The sequence below is a fragment of the Mycolicibacterium flavescens genome (assembly GCF_001722335.1).
GTDB classification, from domain to species: Bacteria; Actinomycetota; Actinomycetes; order Mycobacteriales; family Mycobacteriaceae; genus Mycobacterium; species Mycobacterium flavescens.
On record NZ_MIHA01000007.1, the window covers coordinates 147,221 to 162,474 of the forward strand.

General features: G+C 69.8%; 16 protein-coding genes. 9 read left to right on the forward strand and 7 right to left on the reverse strand.

The features are described 5' to 3' along the window. Positions 1-5: 5 nt before the first annotated feature. Genes BHQ18_RS11770 through BHQ18_RS11780 form a run of 3 tightly spaced genes read right to left on the reverse strand, consistent with a single transcriptional unit; the run spans position 6 to position 2,777 of the window. Positions 6-1,028, reverse strand: coding sequence for an NADP-dependent oxidoreductase (locus tag BHQ18_RS11770; protein ID WP_109789265.1), 1,023 nt, complete (start codon positions 1,026-1,028; stop codon positions 6-8). Positions 1,029-1,086: 58 nt separating this feature from the next. Further along, positions 1,087-1,446 carry a hypothetical protein gene (locus BHQ18_RS11775; protein WP_069413783.1) on the reverse strand — a complete coding sequence of 120 codons (360 nt, stop codon included), beginning with the start codon at positions 1,444-1,446 and terminating at the stop codon, positions 1,087-1,089. Between the two features lie 59 nt (positions 1,447-1,505). Beyond that, positions 1,506-2,777, reverse strand: coding sequence for a spinster family MFS transporter (locus tag BHQ18_RS11780; RefSeq protein WP_069413784.1), 1,272 nt, complete (start codon positions 2,775-2,777; stop codon positions 1,506-1,508). A gap of 62 nt (positions 2,778-2,839) precedes the next feature. On the opposite strand from BHQ18_RS11780, the gene BHQ18_RS30750 reads away from it, so the two are divergent. After that, a complete protein-coding gene (locus BHQ18_RS30750) occupies positions 2,840-2,968 on the forward strand; it encodes a hypothetical protein (RefSeq protein WP_264010290.1) in 129 nt (42 codons plus the stop codon). 6 nt (positions 2,969-2,974) lie between these two features. Here BHQ18_RS30750 and BHQ18_RS11785 read toward each other — a convergent pair whose 3' ends face one another. Next, entirely contained in the window at positions 2,975-3,595 is a 621-nt protein-coding gene (locus BHQ18_RS11785) for a M15 family metallopeptidase (RefSeq protein WP_069413785.1), read from the reverse strand. Between the two features lie 87 nt (positions 3,596-3,682). Between BHQ18_RS11785 and BHQ18_RS11790 the strand changes: the two genes are divergently transcribed. From BHQ18_RS11790 to BHQ18_RS11825, 8 genes are all read left to right on the forward strand, one after another. Continuing rightward, entirely contained in the window at positions 3,683-4,888 is a 1,206-nt protein-coding gene (locus BHQ18_RS11790) for a cytochrome P450 (RefSeq protein WP_069413786.1), read from the forward strand. Positions 4,889-4,923: 35 nt separating this feature from the next. Continuing rightward, positions 4,924-6,045 carry an XdhC family protein gene (locus tag BHQ18_RS11795; protein ID WP_069413787.1) on the forward strand — a complete coding sequence of 374 codons (1,122 nt, stop codon included), beginning with the start codon at positions 4,924-4,926 and terminating at the stop codon, positions 6,043-6,045. An 81-nt stretch (positions 6,046-6,126) separates the two neighbouring features. Beyond that, positions 6,127-8,463 carry a xanthine dehydrogenase family protein molybdopterin-binding subunit gene (locus tag BHQ18_RS11800; protein ID WP_069413788.1) on the forward strand — a complete coding sequence of 779 codons (2,337 nt, stop codon included), beginning with the start codon at positions 6,127-6,129 and terminating at the stop codon, positions 8,461-8,463. A 20-nt stretch (positions 8,464-8,483) separates the two neighbouring features. Continuing rightward, positions 8,484-9,197 (forward strand): SRPBCC family protein, encoded by a 714-nt coding sequence (locus tag BHQ18_RS11805; protein WP_069413789.1) that lies wholly within the window; start codon positions 8,484-8,486, stop codon positions 9,195-9,197. Further along, positions 9,194-10,069 carry an FAD binding domain-containing protein gene (locus tag BHQ18_RS11810; protein ID WP_069413790.1) on the forward strand — a complete coding sequence of 292 codons (876 nt, stop codon included), beginning with the start codon at positions 9,194-9,196 and terminating at the stop codon, positions 10,067-10,069. Before BHQ18_RS11805 ends, BHQ18_RS11810 begins: the two co-directional genes overlap by 4 nt. After that, entirely contained in the window at positions 10,062-10,532 is a 471-nt protein-coding gene (locus BHQ18_RS11815) for a (2Fe-2S)-binding protein (RefSeq protein WP_069413791.1), read from the forward strand. The genes BHQ18_RS11810 and BHQ18_RS11815 overlap by 8 nt, the downstream gene beginning before the upstream one ends. Positions 10,533-10,573: 41 nt before the next feature. Next, complete coding sequence (locus BHQ18_RS11820; protein WP_069413792.1) at positions 10,574-10,897, forward strand: DUF732 domain-containing protein; 324 nt, start codon at positions 10,574-10,576, stop codon at positions 10,895-10,897. Positions 10,898-10,958: 61 nt separating this feature from the next. Further along, positions 10,959-11,945 carry an NAD-dependent epimerase/dehydratase family protein gene (locus tag BHQ18_RS11825; RefSeq protein WP_069413793.1) on the forward strand — a complete coding sequence of 329 codons (987 nt, stop codon included), beginning with the start codon at positions 10,959-10,961 and terminating at the stop codon, positions 11,943-11,945. A 1-nt stretch (position 11,946) separates the two neighbouring features. Here BHQ18_RS11825 and BHQ18_RS11830 read toward each other — a convergent pair whose 3' ends face one another. The 3 genes from BHQ18_RS11830 to BHQ18_RS11840 all read right to left on the reverse strand — a co-directional run bounded on the left by BHQ18_RS11830 (position 11,947) and on the right by BHQ18_RS11840 (position 15,248). Beyond that, positions 11,947-12,726, reverse strand: a complete 780-nt coding sequence (locus BHQ18_RS11830) for a hypothetical protein (RefSeq protein WP_131815676.1) — start codon at positions 12,724-12,726, stop codon at positions 11,947-11,949. A 196-nt stretch (positions 12,727-12,922) separates the two neighbouring features. Continuing rightward, positions 12,923-14,665: an aa3-type cytochrome oxidase subunit I gene (gene ctaD, locus BHQ18_RS11835; protein WP_069413794.1), complete on the reverse strand. Its 1,743-nt coding sequence runs from the start codon at positions 14,663-14,665 to the stop codon at positions 12,923-12,925. A 112-nt stretch (positions 14,666-14,777) separates the two neighbouring features. Next, complete coding sequence (locus BHQ18_RS11840; RefSeq protein ID WP_069413907.1) at positions 14,778-15,248, reverse strand: GreA/GreB family elongation factor; 471 nt, start codon at positions 15,246-15,248, stop codon at positions 14,778-14,780. Positions 15,249-15,254: the final 6 nt, after the last annotated feature.

Below are 15,254 nucleotides of genomic sequence, written 5' to 3' on the forward strand. Positions count from 1 at the left end.
GGCGCCTAGCCGCTACTCGGTTCGCTGACCTTGACCAGCATCTTGCCGATGTTGGCGCCGGTGAACAGGCCGTTCATCGCGTCGACGCACGACTCGATGCCCTCGAAGATGGTCTGCCGGTGCACCAGCCGCCCCTCCTGCGCCCATTGCCGCAGCGGCCCGAACGCCTCGTCGAAGCGGCCCCACTCGTCGAGCGCGTTGAAGCCCTGCATCAGCGCGGTCTTCGACAGCAGGTTGACGTAGTTGGCCGGGCCCGGGTGCTCGCCGGTCAGGTAGCTGGAGATGACGCCGCACAACACGACCCGGGCCTTGTGGGCCAGCCAGCCGAGCACCGCGTCGAGGATCGGCCCGCCGACGTTGTCGAAGTACACGTCGACGCCCTTGGGGCAGTGCTGTTTGAGGGCGGCCGCGAGATCGTCGCCGCGGTAGTCGATGCAGGCGTCGAAACCGAAGTCGTCGACCACGGCCCGGCATTTCCGCGGCCCGCCCGCGATACCGACGACCCGGGCGCCGGCGATCTTGGCGATCTGGCCCGCCACCGAGCCGGTCGCCCCGGCTGCCGCCGACACCACGACCGTCTCACCGGCCTGCGGCTTGCCGATGCCCATCATCCCGAAGTAGGCCGTGGCCCCGGTCGGCCCGTACACCGACATCACGGCGAGCTGGTCGACGTCGGGGCCGGGCACCGGGGTGGTGAAGATGTCGTCGCGGCTGATCACGTACTCCTGGAACCCGGTCAGCGTGGTCACGACGTCGCCGACGGCGTAGGCGTCGCAGCGGGACGCCACCACCTCGCCGATGCCCGCCGCCCTGATGACCTCGCCGAGCTGCACCGGCGGCAGATAGCCCGGCTGGTCGTTGAGCCACGTGCGCGCCGCCGCGTCGATGCCGATGTAGGTGGTGCGCACCAGCGCCTCGCCGTCCGCGGGTTCGGGTGCCGGTGCGCTGATCAGCTCGGTGTCCTCGGGCGCGACCAGCCCGACGGGTCTGCGACGCAACACGATCTGGCGGTTCATCAGCGCGGCCACGAGCCGAAGCTACGTCATGCGGCGACGGGCCCGCCGCGGTACTGGCCGCACTCCGCCCTTACTGCTGACCGAACAGCGGGTTCTGCTGGCCCCCCGGCCGGGCCTGGCCCTGCTGGGCGGCGCCCTGGATGAGCGCGTTCAGCAGCGGGTTCTCCTTGAGCATCTGGCGCTGGTCTTCCTCGGACAGCTCGTAGAAGGTCCACAGCCCCCACGCCGCCGGGCGGACGTAGAGCGTGACCTTCTGGCGCCGGCCCTTGTTCTGCGGGAGCACCGCCGGCACCGGGACCACCCGGTCCAGTGTCACCGCGCTCGAGAGTTCCTGCGCGAGCTTCTCGATGTCCACGCCGTCCTGGAGCTCGTACGCCGCCGACTGATGAGTCTGATGCGCCGAGCCCTGCAGGGCGAGAAACTGCGCCATCTATCTCTCCTTTGCTGATCGATATCAACGAAAGAGTAAACAGCCCGGTCCGGGCCAGCTCACTCGGTGTCGACCATCTCCCGGGTGAAGCGCCCGCTGGCGACCAGGTAGCAGATGATCGCGACGACCTGGAGCACCGGCACGATCAGCAGCGCCCGGCCCAGCGACTCCGCCCCGAGCTCGGCCTTGAGCGCGTCGCTGAACACCCCGGTGAGAAACGGGCCCGCCGAGCCGACGATCGCGCTGAAGAACAGGAAGATCGCCGACGCGGTCGCGCGCTGCTCGACGCGCGCCAGGCGCTGGATCGCCGCGATCGACGGCGCCATGTAGGCGGTTCCGACGACATAGCTCAGCGAGATGAACCAGATGCAGAGGGTCTGGCTGCCGACGGTGAAGGCCAGGGCCGAGAACGGCAACATCGCGGCGGTCACCGCGGCCACCAGCCACAGCGCCCAGCGCGGGTCCCGCGCCGACAACCGGTCGGCGATGCGCCCGACGACCAGCAGGCCGAGGATGCCGGTCAGCCCGCTGGCGAGCCCGTACTGCACGCCGACCTCGCCCAGATCCATTCCGCGGGCCCGCACCAGATATGCCGGGGCGAACGCGGTCAGGGAGTAGCCGGCGACCGAGATGCACGCCGCGCCGCAGACGATCACGACGAAGCTCGGTTTGCGCAGCAACTCGGTGGCGCTCGCCAGGCCCGGCTGGGCGGGGGCCGCGGGCATCGACTGCCTGCGGCCCAGCGCGATCAGCACCAGCGGGGCGAACAGCACGCTGATCGCCCCCATCACCACGAAAGCCGTTCGCCAGCCCAGGGATTGGGCCAGCAGACCGCCGCCGAGGAGGCTGGCCGCGCTGGCCAACGGGATCGCCAGCGTGATCACGGCCAGCGGCGCGGCGCGGCGGTCGGGGGCGAAGTTGCGCGCCACGTAGGCGTGTGCGGCCGGGGTGCTGCCTGCCTCGCCGACGGCGACGCCGACGCGGGTCAGCGCGAGCTGGAAACCCGACTGGACCGCGCCGCCGAGCATGGTCATCGCGCCCCACAGGGTCAGACAGGTCGAGATCACCAGACCGAACGACCCGCGGTCGGCGAACCGGGCGATCACCAGGCCCAGCACCGCGTACACGGCGAGGAAGCCGAAACCGTTGATGACGCCGAGCGCGGTGTCCGACAGCGCCAGGTCTTCACGGATGGGCTCGGCGAGCACCGCGGGCAGGAACCGGTCGGCGTAGTTCAGGGTGCCGACGACGGCGAGCAGGATGACGGCCACCCACGCCCGGCGGGGGCTGTGGGTGGCGGTCTCGACCGGGAGCGCTGCAGTCGTAGCCATGTCGTAGGGCAGCTTTGCAAACTCGTCCCGGATTTGGGATTGATTCGCCAGCGGCGGGGTACATGACCGGCATGCTCGAAGCCGATGAGACGACCGCGGTCGCTGTTTGCGGCGGATGTGGTTATCCGACGCTCGGGCCGAACCTCTGCCACTACTGCCAGGTGGTCACCGCCGACCCGACGGCCGCCTGACGCGGCTCAGTTCAGCGGCGCATCGAGGATCGGGCGCGGCGTGTACGCGCCGGGCGCGTCGAAGTGCCACCACTCGCCCCGGTAGACCGACAGCCCGCCCGCGGCCATCGCGTCGCGCAGCCGGGCGCGGTTCGCCTGCGCCGCGGCGCTCACCCCGTCGGTCGCGTAAGCGTTTGCGCGCGGGACGAATTCGTCGAAGCCGGTGCCCATGTCCACCGGTTCGCCGTCGCGGGCCAGGGTCACGTCGACCGACAGACCCGCCTCGTGGCTCTTGGCGTAGGGGCCGGGCCGCGACACCCAGCCCGGTTCGCTGACCACCTCGTACATCCGCACCTGCACCTCGTGTGGGCGGTAGCAGTCCCAGAACACCAGCACCTCACCGCCGCTGCGCAGCACGTCCGCGGCGGCGCGCAGTCGCGGCGCCATCGACGCATCCACCAGACACCGCGCATCGACGGGGTACATGCGCTCGCCGACGAAGTTGTCGGCCGTGGCGTAGCGCAGGTCGGTGATCGCGTCGGGCACCACATCTCGGACGTCGACCAACTCCGGCGCCGCCGCCGCCGGTTGCGCGGTCACCAGCGCCGCGAGCCCGAGGGCCGCCGCGGCGGCCAGACGTGCCAACATCGCGTCCTCTTCCCGGTGGAGTAGTCCCCTACGCTAGTCCGCTCCCCGGTCGTGATCCGAGCATCGAGGTGATCCGAGGAGGTCACCATGAGCGCCGCCGTCATCGATCTGCCGGCCCTGTCCTATGAGGACGCGCCGGACGCCCACGAAGCCCACCGCCGCATCGCGCGGGCGCGCCGGACGGCGGCAGTGGCCCAAGGGGCGCACGGCTTGGAGTTGCTGACCTACGAGGTCGTGCACGCCGCGCTGCGCGACCCGCGGATGTGCGTGCCGCGCGGGCTCGGGTTGGAGGCCCAAGGCATCACGTCGGGGCAGTTGTGGGACCGCGCGGTCACCAGCCTGCTGGGCCTCGACGGCGAGGACCACGGCCGGTTGCGCCGGCTGGTGTGCAAGGCGTTCACGCCGCGGTCGGTCAAGCGGCTCGAGCGCACCATCACCGGCATCATCACCGGGCTGGTCGAACCGCTGCTGCCGGTCGGCCGCTGCGAGGTGGTCGAGGACGTCGCCCGCCCGTATCCGGTGCCGGTGATCGCCGAACTGCTGGGCGCGCCGAGCGAGGACTCGAAGTTGTTCTCCGGCTGGGCCGACGACGTCTTCAAGCTGTTCGGGTGGAACGTCGCCGAGGACGAACCGTTGATCCTGGCGTCGTGGGGTGAGCTCGACGACTACATCGACGGGATGGTCGCCGACCGTCGCACGTCGCTGAGCGACGACCTCATCTCCGAGTTGATCCGCGCCGAGGACGACGGTGACCGGTTGACGATCGAGGAGCTGCGGATGCTGGCCGCCGGGATCCTGATGGCCGGCACCGACACCACCCGCAACCAGCTGGCGGCCGCGGTCGACGTGCTGTGCGACCACCCCGACCAGTGGGAGCTGCTGGCCGAACACCCCGAGCTCGCGATGAACGCCGTCGAGGAGCTGATGCGGTTCTACCCTGTCGTGTTCGGGACGATGCGGATGACGACCGAGGACGTCGAGTACGCCGGTGTGCCCATCGCGGCCGGCACCTTCGTGCTGTGCAACACGGCCGGCGCCAACCGCGACCCGGCCGTCTACGACGAGCCCGACACACTCGACATCACGAGGCGGGCCGCGGCTCCGATGCAGACCTTCGGGGCGGGGCCGCACTACTGCCTCGGCGCCAACCTCGCGCGGCGCGAACTGGCCGAGGCGCTGGCGGTGATGGCCGGGCAGATGCGCAACCTGCGCCGGGCCGCGCCCGCGACGTGGAAACCCGTCGTCGGCGTCACCGGCCCCGCGTCGGTGCCGATCGAGTTCGACGTGCGCTGAGCACTCGCTTAGCGCCGCGGGCTTAGACTGCGAGCGTGCGCGACGTGCTCGACGATTTGCTGGCCGTGTGGAGCGGCGGCGGCACCGCCGGTGTGGCCACCGTCGTGCGCACGATCCGTTCCGCGCCGCGCCCGCCCGGGGCGGCCATGGTCGTCGCCCCCGACGGCACGGTCGCGGGTTCGGTGTCCGGCGGCTGTGTGGAGGGCGCGGTCTATGAACTCGCCACCGAGGTGGCGGAGTCGGGCCGGCCGCAGATCCAGCGCTACGGCATCAGCGACGACGACGCGTTCGCCGTCGGGCTCACGTGCGGCGGCATCATCGACGTGTTCGTCGAAGCGGTCTCGCGCGACACGTTCCCGCAGTTGGGGGCCGTCGCCGACGACATCGCCGCCCACCGGCCGACCGCGGTCGCGACCGTCATCGCGCACCCCGACCCGGACCGCGTCGGCCGGCGTCTGGTGCTGGGTCCCGACACCGCGGACGGCTCGCTGGGGTCTGCGCGCGCTGACGCCGCGGTCGTCGACGACGCGCGCGGCCTGCTGGCGGCGGGCCGCACCGGCGTGTTGTCCTACGGCCCCGACGGCCAGCGCCAGGAGTCCGGGATGGAGGTGTTCGTCGCCGGTTATGCGCCCGCGCCGCGGATGCTGATCTTCGGGGCCATCGACTTCGCGAGCGCGTTGACCCAGCAGGCGGCGCTCTTGGGATACCGGGTGACGGTGTGCGATGCGCGGCCGGTGTTCGCGACCCCGGCGCGGTTCCCCGGCGCCGAGGACGTCGTCGTCGACTGGCCGCACCGCTACCTGGCCGCGCAGGCCGAGCGGGGCGCGATCGACGCGCGCACCGCGATCTGCGTGCTGACCCACGACCCGAAATTCGACGTTCCGGTGCTCGAGGTCGCGCTGCGCCTGCCCGAGGTCGGCTACATCGGGGTGATGGGATCGAGGCGCACCCACGAGGACCGCATGCAGCGGTTGCGCGAGGCCGGTCTCGGCGACGCCGAACTGAGCCGGCTGAGCAGTCCGATCGGATTGGACCTCGGCGCGCGGACCCCGGAGGAGACCGCGGTGTCGATCGCCGCCGAGATCATCGCGCGCCGGTGGGGCGGCGGCGGCCGGCCGCTGAGCGAGACCGATGGCCGCATCCACCACGAACGCTGATGCGGATGAGACAGCGATTGTGGAAATGTCGTTCTCGAATGCGATAACGTCACTCTTTACACGGCCAGGAAGGGTGATCGGGTGACTTCTGCTTCTGCGGAGAAGGTCGCGACCCGCTACGCGGGGACACGCGTTCCACGCATCGAGGACAACCGGCTTCTGACCGGGCACGGCACCTTCGTCGACGACGTCGTGCGGCCCGGCATGCTGCACGCCTGCTTCGTGCGCAGTCCGTTCGCGCGCGCCCGGATCACGAACATCGACGCATCGGCCGCGCTCGCGATGCCCGGCGTGCACGCGGTGTTCACCGCCGCCGATCTGAACCCCGACGTCAAAGAGGCCTGGCACGCGGTGGCGGGCAAGGACATCCCCGACACCCCGCGGCCGCCGCTGGCCGAGGGCGAGGCGAAATTCGTCGGCGATCCGGTCGCGCTCGTCGTCGCCGACAGCCGCTATCTGGCCGAGGACGCCGTCGAGGCCGTCGAGGTCGACTACGAACCGCTGCCCGCGGTCGCCGACTTCACCCAGGCCGTCGGGTCCTCGGTGGTGGTGCACGACGCGTATCCCGACAACGTCGCCGGCGGGATGGGCGGCGCGCCGCCGGACGAGGAGACGTTCGCCAACGCCGCGCACGTCGCGTCGGCCAACGTCTATCAGCAGATCTACGCGCCCGTTCCGATCGAGTGCCGCGGCCTGGTGGTCGAATGGACCGCGGCCACCGAGGAACTCACGATGTGGGCGTCCACGCAGACCCCGCACGAACTGCGGGCGTTCTGCGCGCGCCTGCTCGGTATCCCCGCCCACAACGTGCGGGTCATCATGCGCGACACCGGCGGCGGGTTCGGCCAGAAGGTCGTGCCGATGCGCGAGGACATGTGCATCATGCTCGCCGCGCGCAAGGTGTCCGCGCCGCTGAAGTGGATCGAGGACCGCCGCGAGAACCTGATGTCGGCCGGGCAGGCCCGCCACGTCGACGGCAACGTGCGGATGGCGCTCGACGACGAAGGCGCGATCCTGGCCGTCGACATCGACTTCGCCTACGACATCGGTGCCTACCCGACCCCGTACCCGGTGCTGACCACCGCGGCGGTCGGCATGTTCTTCCCCGGCCCGTACCGGGTGCCCAAGGCGAGCTTCAACTACAAGACGGTGTTCTCCAACACCGCCGGGCTCGCGGCCTACCGCGGACCGTGGCAGTACGAAACCCTGGCTCGCGAAGTGCTTTTCGACATCGCCGCCCGCAAGGTGGGCATCGACCCGGTCGAACTGCGCCGCCGCAACATCCTGCGCGGCGACGAAATGCCGTACTTCAACCCCAACGGCATGCCGTATGACCATGTCGCGCCGGCCGACACGTTCGAGCAGGCCGTCAAGATCCTCGACCACGAGGGCTTCCGCAAGGAGCAGGCCGACGCGCTGGCCGAGGGCCGCTACATCGGGCTGGGCTTCTCGGCCTACATCGAACCGACCGGCGCCGCGACCGGACACCTGGGCACCGAGGGCTGCACCATCCGGATGGAGCCCACCGGCAAGATCAACGTCTACGTCAACGGCGGGTCGACCGGCAACAGCCTGGAGACCACCGTCGTGCAGTTGACCGCCGACGCGCTGGGCGCCGACATCGCCGACGTGTCGACGATCCAGGGCGACACCGCGGTCACCCCGTACGGTGCGGGCACCCAGGGCAGCCGCAGCGGCCCGATGACCGCGGGTGCGGTCGCCGAGGCGGGCGCGATGCTGCGCAGGCAGATCATCGCGATGGCCGCACCGCGGCTGGAGGTCGACGAGGCCGAGGTGGAGCTGACCGGCTCGCACGCGGTGGCGGCCGGAAACCCGGACAAGAGCGTGAGTTTCGCCGACCTGGCCTACCGCGCCTACTACGAGCCGCAGCAGTTGCCGCCGGGAGTCTCGTCGTCGCTGGAGGCGACCGCGCGGTTCGCCTCACCGCTGGAGGCGATGATCCACTGGGCCAACGCCACACACGCGTGCACGTGCGAGGTCGACATCGAAACCGGCCGGGTGACGCTGACCCGCTACATCGTCAGCGAGGACGTCGGCCCGATGATCAATCCGAACGTCGTCGAGGGCCAGATCGCCGGCGGCACCGTGCAGGGCATCGGCGGGGCGCTGCTCGAGGACATGGTCTACGACGCCGACGGCAACCCGCTGTCGAGCACGTTCGTCGACTACCTGCTGCCGACGGCCACCGAGGTGCCGCCGATCGAGTACGGCCACGTCGAGATTCCGGGGCCCGGTGTCGGCGGCTACAAGGGCGTCGGCGAGGGCGGCGCGATCGGTGCCACGCCCGCGGTCATCAACGCCATCAACGACGCACTCGCTCCCCTGGGTGTGACGATCACCCGCCTGCCCGCCAGCCCTGCCGCGATCGTCGAGGCGATCGAGCAAGCCCGGAAGTAACGATCGAGGATGGATCAAACATGGAGTTGAACAACGAGTTCCGGGTCGCAGTACCGGCCGCCAAGACGTGGGAGGTGCTGACCGACGTGGAGCGGGTCGCCCCGTGCCTGCCCGGCGCCACCCTGCTGTCGGTCGACGGCGACGAGTTCACCGGTGCGGTCAAGGTCAAGGTCGGCCCGATCACGGTGTCCTACAAGGGTGTTGCCGCGTTTCAGGAGAAGGACGCGGCCGCACAGCGGGTGGTGTTGCGCGCCGAGGGCAAGGAGACGCGCGGCAACGGCAACGCCGCCGCGATCGTCACCGCCCAACTCAAGGATGAGGGCGACTCGACCAGCGTGGTCATCAACACCGATCTGACCATCTCGGGTAAGGCCGCCCAGTTCGGCCGCGGCGTGCTCGCCGACGTGGCATCCAGCCTGATCGGCCAGTTCGCCAAATCGCTGGAGGCCAGCGTGCTCGGCGACGCCGCCCCGACGGGCGCGGCCGGTGCGACCACCGCGCCGACCGCCGAAACCGCTGCCGCCACAGCACAACCCGCGGCCTCCGATTCCATCGACATGGTCAAGGTGGTGGCGCTGCCGCTGGCCAAGCGGGCCGCACCGGTCGTGGCCGCGGTCGCCGGCGGTGTGGCGGTCGGGATCCTGATCGGGCGCCGACGCAAGAAGGCGCCGGCCGCGGTGCTCGCCGACGATCTGCAGGCCGTGCTGGCGCGGCTTGTGAACACGCTGTCATGAAGGCCGCCCCGTTCGCCTACCACCGGCCCGACTCGGCCAAGGAGGCGGTGGACCTGCTCGCCGAACTCGGCGACGACGCGAAGATCCTCGCCGGTGGTCAGAGCCTGGTGCCGATGCTGGCGATGCGGCTGACCTATTTCGAGAACCTCATCGACATCTCGCGCATCGACGAACTGCGCAGCATCGACCTCGTCGACGGCGCCGTCCGCGTCGCCGCCGGCGCACCGCACGCATTCGTGGGCATGGACGACGAAGTGGCCGAATCGGTTCCGCTGCTGACGATGGCCACCCCGCACATCGGGCACTTCCAGATCCGCACCCGGGGCACGCTGGGCGGCGCGATCGCACACGCCGACCCGGCCGCCGAGTACGCAGCGGTCGCGCTCGCGTTGGACGCGACCATGGAGGCGCTGTCCTCGACCGGTTCGCGCCAGATCGCGGCCAGGGATTTCTTCACCGGGCTGTGGGAGACCGCGCTGGCGCCCGGCGAGCTGCTGACCGCGGTGAACTTCCCGGTCCGCGGTGCGAGATCAGGCTTCGGGCTCGAGGAATTCGCCCGCAGGCACGGCGATTTCGCGATAGCCGGTGCCGCGGTCGCGGTCGAACTCGACGACGACGACCGCGTCACCCGCTGCGGTATCGGGCTGCTGGGACTGGGGTCCACCCCGCTGCGCGGCACCGCCGCCGAGGAAGCGGTCACCGGCCGGCCGGCCGGTGACATCAGCGCCGAGGAGATCGGGCGGCTCGCGCTGGCCGGTCTGGACGACATCCCGTCCGACCTGCAGGGGTCGGCGACCTACCGCGCCAAGGTCGGGGCCACCATGGTCGCCCGGGCCTGGACATCAGCCATCACGGAGGCAACCGATGCATGACATGCCGGTCGAAGTCACGGTCAACGGGCGCACGTACGCCGCGACCGTGGAGCCGCGACTGACGCTCGCGGACTTCCTGCGCGAGAAGTGCGGTCTGACCGGAACGCATCTCGGCTGCGAGCACGGCGCCTGCGGCGCCTGCACGGTGCTGCTCGACGGCGACGCCGTGCGCGGCTGTCTGGTGTTCGCCGTGCAGGCCGACGGTATGGAGGTCACCACGGTCGAGGGCATCGGCGGACCCGACGGCGAACTGTCGCCGGTGCAGGCCGCGATGCGCGAATGCCACGGCCTGCAGTGCGGGTTCTGCACACCGGGTTTCGTCACCTCGATCACCGCGCTGCTGCGCGACAACCCCAAGCCGACCGACGAGGAGATCCGCGAAGGGCTGTCCGGCAACTTCTGCCGGTGCACCGGCTATCAGGGCATCGTGAACGCCGTACATCGTGCGGCCGAGATGACCTAGGGCGTACGCTTTCGCCGGGTCGGGCACCCTGGGAGAAGCACATGGACACGAGGCGTTTTCTGGCCGCGGCACTGTTCGCGGTCGTCGCTGCCACCGCAGTGGCCGCACCGGCGGCCGGCCAGACCCAGCAGCAGATCGACCAGGCGTTTCTGAGCGCCCTCGGCGAGCGCGGCATCCCGGTCAAGGACGACGCGAAGACTCTCGACCTGGCGCACCGGACCTGCGATCTGCTCAACAACGGCGGGACCACCGATGCGGCGCTGCAGCTGATCCAGAAGGCCGAGAAGAAGTGGTCACGCGAGGACGTCGTGAACTTCGGCGGGCTCGCGCTCTACGCCTACTGCCGCGAGCACCTGCCGCAGTAGCCGACCGACCGGCGCGGGCACTTCGATACGATCGGCGCCTCAATCGATCCGAGGTGAACCCATGTTGATCGCCGTCACCGGTGGCACCGGTTACGTCGGCGCGCACTGTGTGCGTGCGCTGCTGGTCGCCGGGCACCGCGTGCGCCTGCTCGTCGGCCCCGACGCGCAGGGCGCTCCGATACTCGACCGGCTCGCCGAGATCGGCGATGTCGAGACGCGCAGCGGCGACATCCGCCAGACCGCGACGGTCGACGCGCTGCTCGACGGCTGTGACGCGGTGCTGCACGGCGCCGGTGTGGTCGGGACCGACAAGCGGCGTACCGCGCTGATGTGGGAGGTCAACGCCCACGCCACCGAGGCGGTGCTGACCCGGGCGGTGGCCGCCGGGCTGGACCCGGTCGTGTCGGTCAGCAGCTACAGCGCGCTGTTCCCGCCGCCGGACGGGGTGATCGGCCCCGACACCCCGACCACCCCGGGACGCAGCCCGTACGCGCAGACCAAGGCGTACGCCGACCGGGTGGCGCGACGCCTGCAGGAGCAGGGGGCCCCGGTGGTGGTCACCTACCCGTCGAGCGTGGTCGGCCCGGCCTTCCACACCGCGCCCGGGGTGACCGAACGCGGGTGGGGCCCGCTGGTGCGGATGGGGGTCGCGCCGCGGTTGCGCGGCGGTATGCAGATGATCGACGTGCGCGACGTCGCCGATGTCCATGTGGCGCTGATGACGCCGGGCCGCGGGCCGCGCCGCTACGTGTGCGGCGGTGAGCTGATCGCGTTCGACGACATGATCGCCGCGCTGGAGCGCGGCTCGAACCGGCGGTTCCGGCGAATCCCGCTCAGCCAGGGCGCTTTTCGGGCCTTGAGCCGCTTCGGTGAGGCGCTGTCGAACGTCGTCGACCTCGGTGACGGGCTCACGTACGAGGCGGCGCTGCTGCTCACCGCGGCCACCCCGACCGACGACTCGGCGACGTTACGTGACCTCGGGCTGACCTGGCGGTCGCCGGTCGAGGCCATCGTGACGTCGTTCGACACCGAGTCGTCGGTCTCTTAAATCAGGCCGGGCGCGCCGCCCGGTAGGTGCGGCGGTAGCGCTCGGCAGCGCTTTCCCGCAGGTCGGTCCGGCGGTCGCGGGTGTCGCCACGCAGGTAGCCGGTCACACCCAGCACCGCGGCGATCAGACCGGGAACCCAGGCCGCCCACGCCGCGGGTTCGTGCCCGTACCCGGCGACGGTCGGTGCGAGGAACAGCGCGAAGCCGACGGTGGCGACCATGAAGTAGTCGCGGGTGGGGTCGGCCGCCAGCCATGCCCACACCGACACCACCATCAGGAACACGCCCAGGCCGGCCGTGACCGCGATCGTCGCCGTCGAGGCACCCAGGATGACACCGAACAGCACGGCGGCCAGACCGGTGACGAAACCCGCGCCGGACAGCCACTTCTCGAGCGTGCCCTGTTGCGCCTCGCGGCTGCCCCAGTGGCTGATCCCGGCGACCGTCGGCGGTCGTCCGGTGACCCAGCCGGTCGCGCCCAGGATCAGGGCCAGCGGTCCGGCGATGACACCGGTCCACGCCGCACCCGGGTCAGGGGTGAAGCCCGCGCCCAGGAACGGCACCATCGTCATACCGAGGCCCAAAGTGACCAGGCCCCAGAAGCCGTTGGTGCGCGTGCGGGCCAGCAGCGACAGGGCGGCGAAGAACGTGATGAACACGGCGAAGGAAACGACCAGGTTGTGCCCCAGTCGGGTGGAGGTCACGGTGAAGCCCGCGACCACGGCGCTGATGCCGACCACCAGGGCGGCCCAGCTGGTCCATAATCCAATCTGTTTACGCATGTTGACGATTCCTAACTCGGCCGTGAAGCCGGTGTCGACGTCGAAATGTCTTTCGGAAGAAGCGCCCGCTGAGTCAGATCCGCTGGGCGCACGACGTTCTCGATGACAACTCCATTGTCGCAGCGACGGGCGCCGGCGGGCTTGCCCGCGGCGAACAAAAAGGTGGTCGGGGTTGTTCGCGGCGAACAACCCCGGATCAGCTGCTGCGGTCGGGTTCGGTGCGCAGCCCCGCGCCCTCACCTGCGGTGGCGTGCCTGCCGATGTGGGATTCGGCGCGCATCCGGTCCACCATGTGCGGATAGTGCAGCTCGAACGCGGGCCGCTCGGAACGGATCCGCGGCAGCTCGGTGAAGTTGTGCCGCGGCGGCGGGCACGACGTGGCCCACTCCAGCGAGTTGCCGTAACCCCACGGATCGTCGACGGTGACCGGTTCGCCGTAGCGCCAGCTCTTGAACACGTTCCAGGTGAACGGCAGCACCGAGATGCCGAGGATGAACGCACCGATCGTCGACACCACGTTCAACCCGATGAAGCCGTCGGTCGCCAGGTAGTCGGCGTAGCGGCGGGGCATACCCTCGTTGCCGAGCCAGTGCTGCACCAGGAACGTGGTGTGGAAGCCGATCAGCGTCAGCCAGAAATGCAGCTTGCCCAGCCGCTCGTCGAGCAGCCGCCCGGTCATCTTCGGGAACCAGAAGTAGATGCCGGCGTACGTGGCGAACACGATCGTGCCGAACAGCACGTAGTGGAAGTGCGCGACGACGAAGTAGGAGTCGGTGACGTGGAAGTCCAGCGGCGGGCTGGCCAGCATGACACCGGTGAGGCCGCCGAGCAGGAACGTGACGAGGAACCCGATGGAGAACAGCATCGGCGTCTCGAACGTCAACTGCCCCTTCCACATCGTGCCGATCCAGTTGAAGAACTTGATCCCGGTCGGCACCGCGATCAGATAGGTGGTGAACGCGAAGAACGGCAGCAGCACCGCGCCGGTGGCGAACATGTGGTGCGCCCACACCACCATCGACAGACCCGCGATGCCGAAGGTGGCGTAGATCAGCGTGGTGTAGCCGAAGATCGGCTTGCGGCTGAACACCGGGAAGATCTCGGTGACGATGCCGAAGAACGGCAGCGCGACGATGTACACCTCGGGATGGCCGAAGAACCAGAACAGGTGCTGATACAGCAGCGGCCCACCGTTGGCGGGGTCGTAGATGTGCGCGCCCAGGTGACGGTCGGCGGCCAGCGCGAGCAGCGCGGCGGTCAGGATCGGGAACGCCAGCAGCACCAGGATCGAGGTGACCAGGATGTTCCAGGTGAAGATCGGCATCCGGAACATCGTCATCCCGGGGGCCCGCATGCACACGACGGTGGTGATCATGTTGACGCCGCCGAGGATGGTGCCCAGACCGGCGACGGCCAGGCCCATGATCCACAGGTCACCGCCCGCGCCGGGTGAGTGGATGGCGTCGCTGAGCGGGGCGTAGGCGGTCCAGCCGAAGTCGGCAGCGCCGCCCGGGGTGATGAACCCGGCGATCGCGATCAACCCGCCGAAGAGGAACAACCAGAAGGAGAACGCGTTCAGCCGCGGGAACGCCACGTCGGGCGCGCCGATCTGCAGGGGCAGCACCAGGTTGGCGAAGCCGAACACGATCGGGGTGGCGTAGAACAGCAGCATCACCGTGCCGTGCATGGTGAACAGCTGGTTGTACTGCTCGTTGGACAGGAACTGCAGGCCTGGGGACGCGAGTTCGGCGCGGATGAACAACGCCATCAGCCCGCCGATGAAGAAGAACACGAAGCACGTGACCACGTACATGATCCCGATCAGCTTGTGATCGGTGGTGGTGACGAGCTTGTAGATGATGTTGCCCTTGGGCCCGAGTCGGGCCGGGAACGGGCGGCGAACCGTCAGGGGTGGACCCTGGATCGCTTCGGCAGTCAACTGACCCCCCTTCCACGAATGGTGACGGGTCGTGCTGCCTCAGTCTACGAACCGAGGGCGCGCACAGAAAGCCGTTTCGCGAACCTTTCTCTGGTCCACCCCTGATCGGGCGTCAGCCGTTGGCTTCGGCGGTGTGCATGCCGTACGGGACGGCGGCCAGCACCGTGACCGACAGTTCGGCGCCGCTGGGCAACCGGTAGGTGCGTTGTTCACCCGGACGCGCACCGAGAATCGCTGAGCCCAACGGAGATTGGACCGAGTAGACCTCGATGTCGCCGTGCTCGGCGCCGCGCACGCCGAGCAGGAACGTCTCGGTCTCGCCGGTGTCGTCGTAGCGCACCGAGACCACCATGCCCGGTTCAGCGACGCCGTCGTCCGGCGGATCCTCCCCCACCACGGCGTTGATCAGCAGATCGTGGATCTGCTGGATGCGGCTCTGGCGGGCCCGCTTGATCGCGGTGAGGTTCTCATCGGAGCTGTCGCCGCCCGGTTCGTTGGCGCACAGTTCACGCAACGTTGTGAGTTCCTGCTGCAGGCGTTCGTAGGCTGTTGGGGACAGCCAGATACGTTGGGCACTGGTCATTTTGGG

Coding starts and splice junctions, on each gene's coding strand:
- BHQ18_RS11785 (WP_069413785.1), bottom strand. CDS start 3,595: ATGTTGGCACGTCTGGCCGCCGCGGCGGCCCTCGGGCTCGCGGCGCTG.
- BHQ18_RS11780 (WP_069413784.1), bottom strand. CDS start 2,777: ATGGCTACGACTGCAGCGCTCCCGGTCGAGACCGCCACCCACAGCCCC.
- BHQ18_RS11810 (WP_069413790.1), top strand. CDS start 9,194: ATGAAGGCCGCCCCGTTCGCCTACCACCGGCCCGACTCGGCCAAGGAG.
- BHQ18_RS11790 (WP_069413786.1), top strand. CDS start 3,683: ATGAGCGCCGCCGTCATCGATCTGCCGGCCCTGTCCTATGAGGACGCG.
- BHQ18_RS11840 (WP_069413907.1), bottom strand. CDS start 15,248: ATGACCAGTGCCCAACGTATCTGGCTGTCCCCAACAGCCTACGAACGC.
- BHQ18_RS11830 (WP_131815676.1), bottom strand. CDS start 12,726: ATGCGTAAACAGATTGGATTATGGACCAGCTGGGCCGCCCTGGTGGTC.
- BHQ18_RS11775 (WP_069413783.1), bottom strand. CDS start 1,446: ATGGCGCAGTTTCTCGCCCTGCAGGGCTCGGCGCATCAGACTCATCAG.
- BHQ18_RS30750 (WP_264010290.1), top strand. CDS start 2,840: ATGACCGGCATGCTCGAAGCCGATGAGACGACCGCGGTCGCTGTTTGC.
- BHQ18_RS11820 (WP_069413792.1), top strand. CDS start 10,574: ATGGACACGAGGCGTTTTCTGGCCGCGGCACTGTTCGCGGTCGTCGCT.
- BHQ18_RS11805 (WP_069413789.1), top strand. CDS start 8,484: ATGGAGTTGAACAACGAGTTCCGGGTCGCAGTACCGGCCGCCAAGACG.
- BHQ18_RS11825 (WP_069413793.1), top strand. CDS start 10,959: ATGTTGATCGCCGTCACCGGTGGCACCGGTTACGTCGGCGCGCACTGT.
- BHQ18_RS11815 (WP_069413791.1), top strand. CDS start 10,062: ATGCATGACATGCCGGTCGAAGTCACGGTCAACGGGCGCACGTACGCC.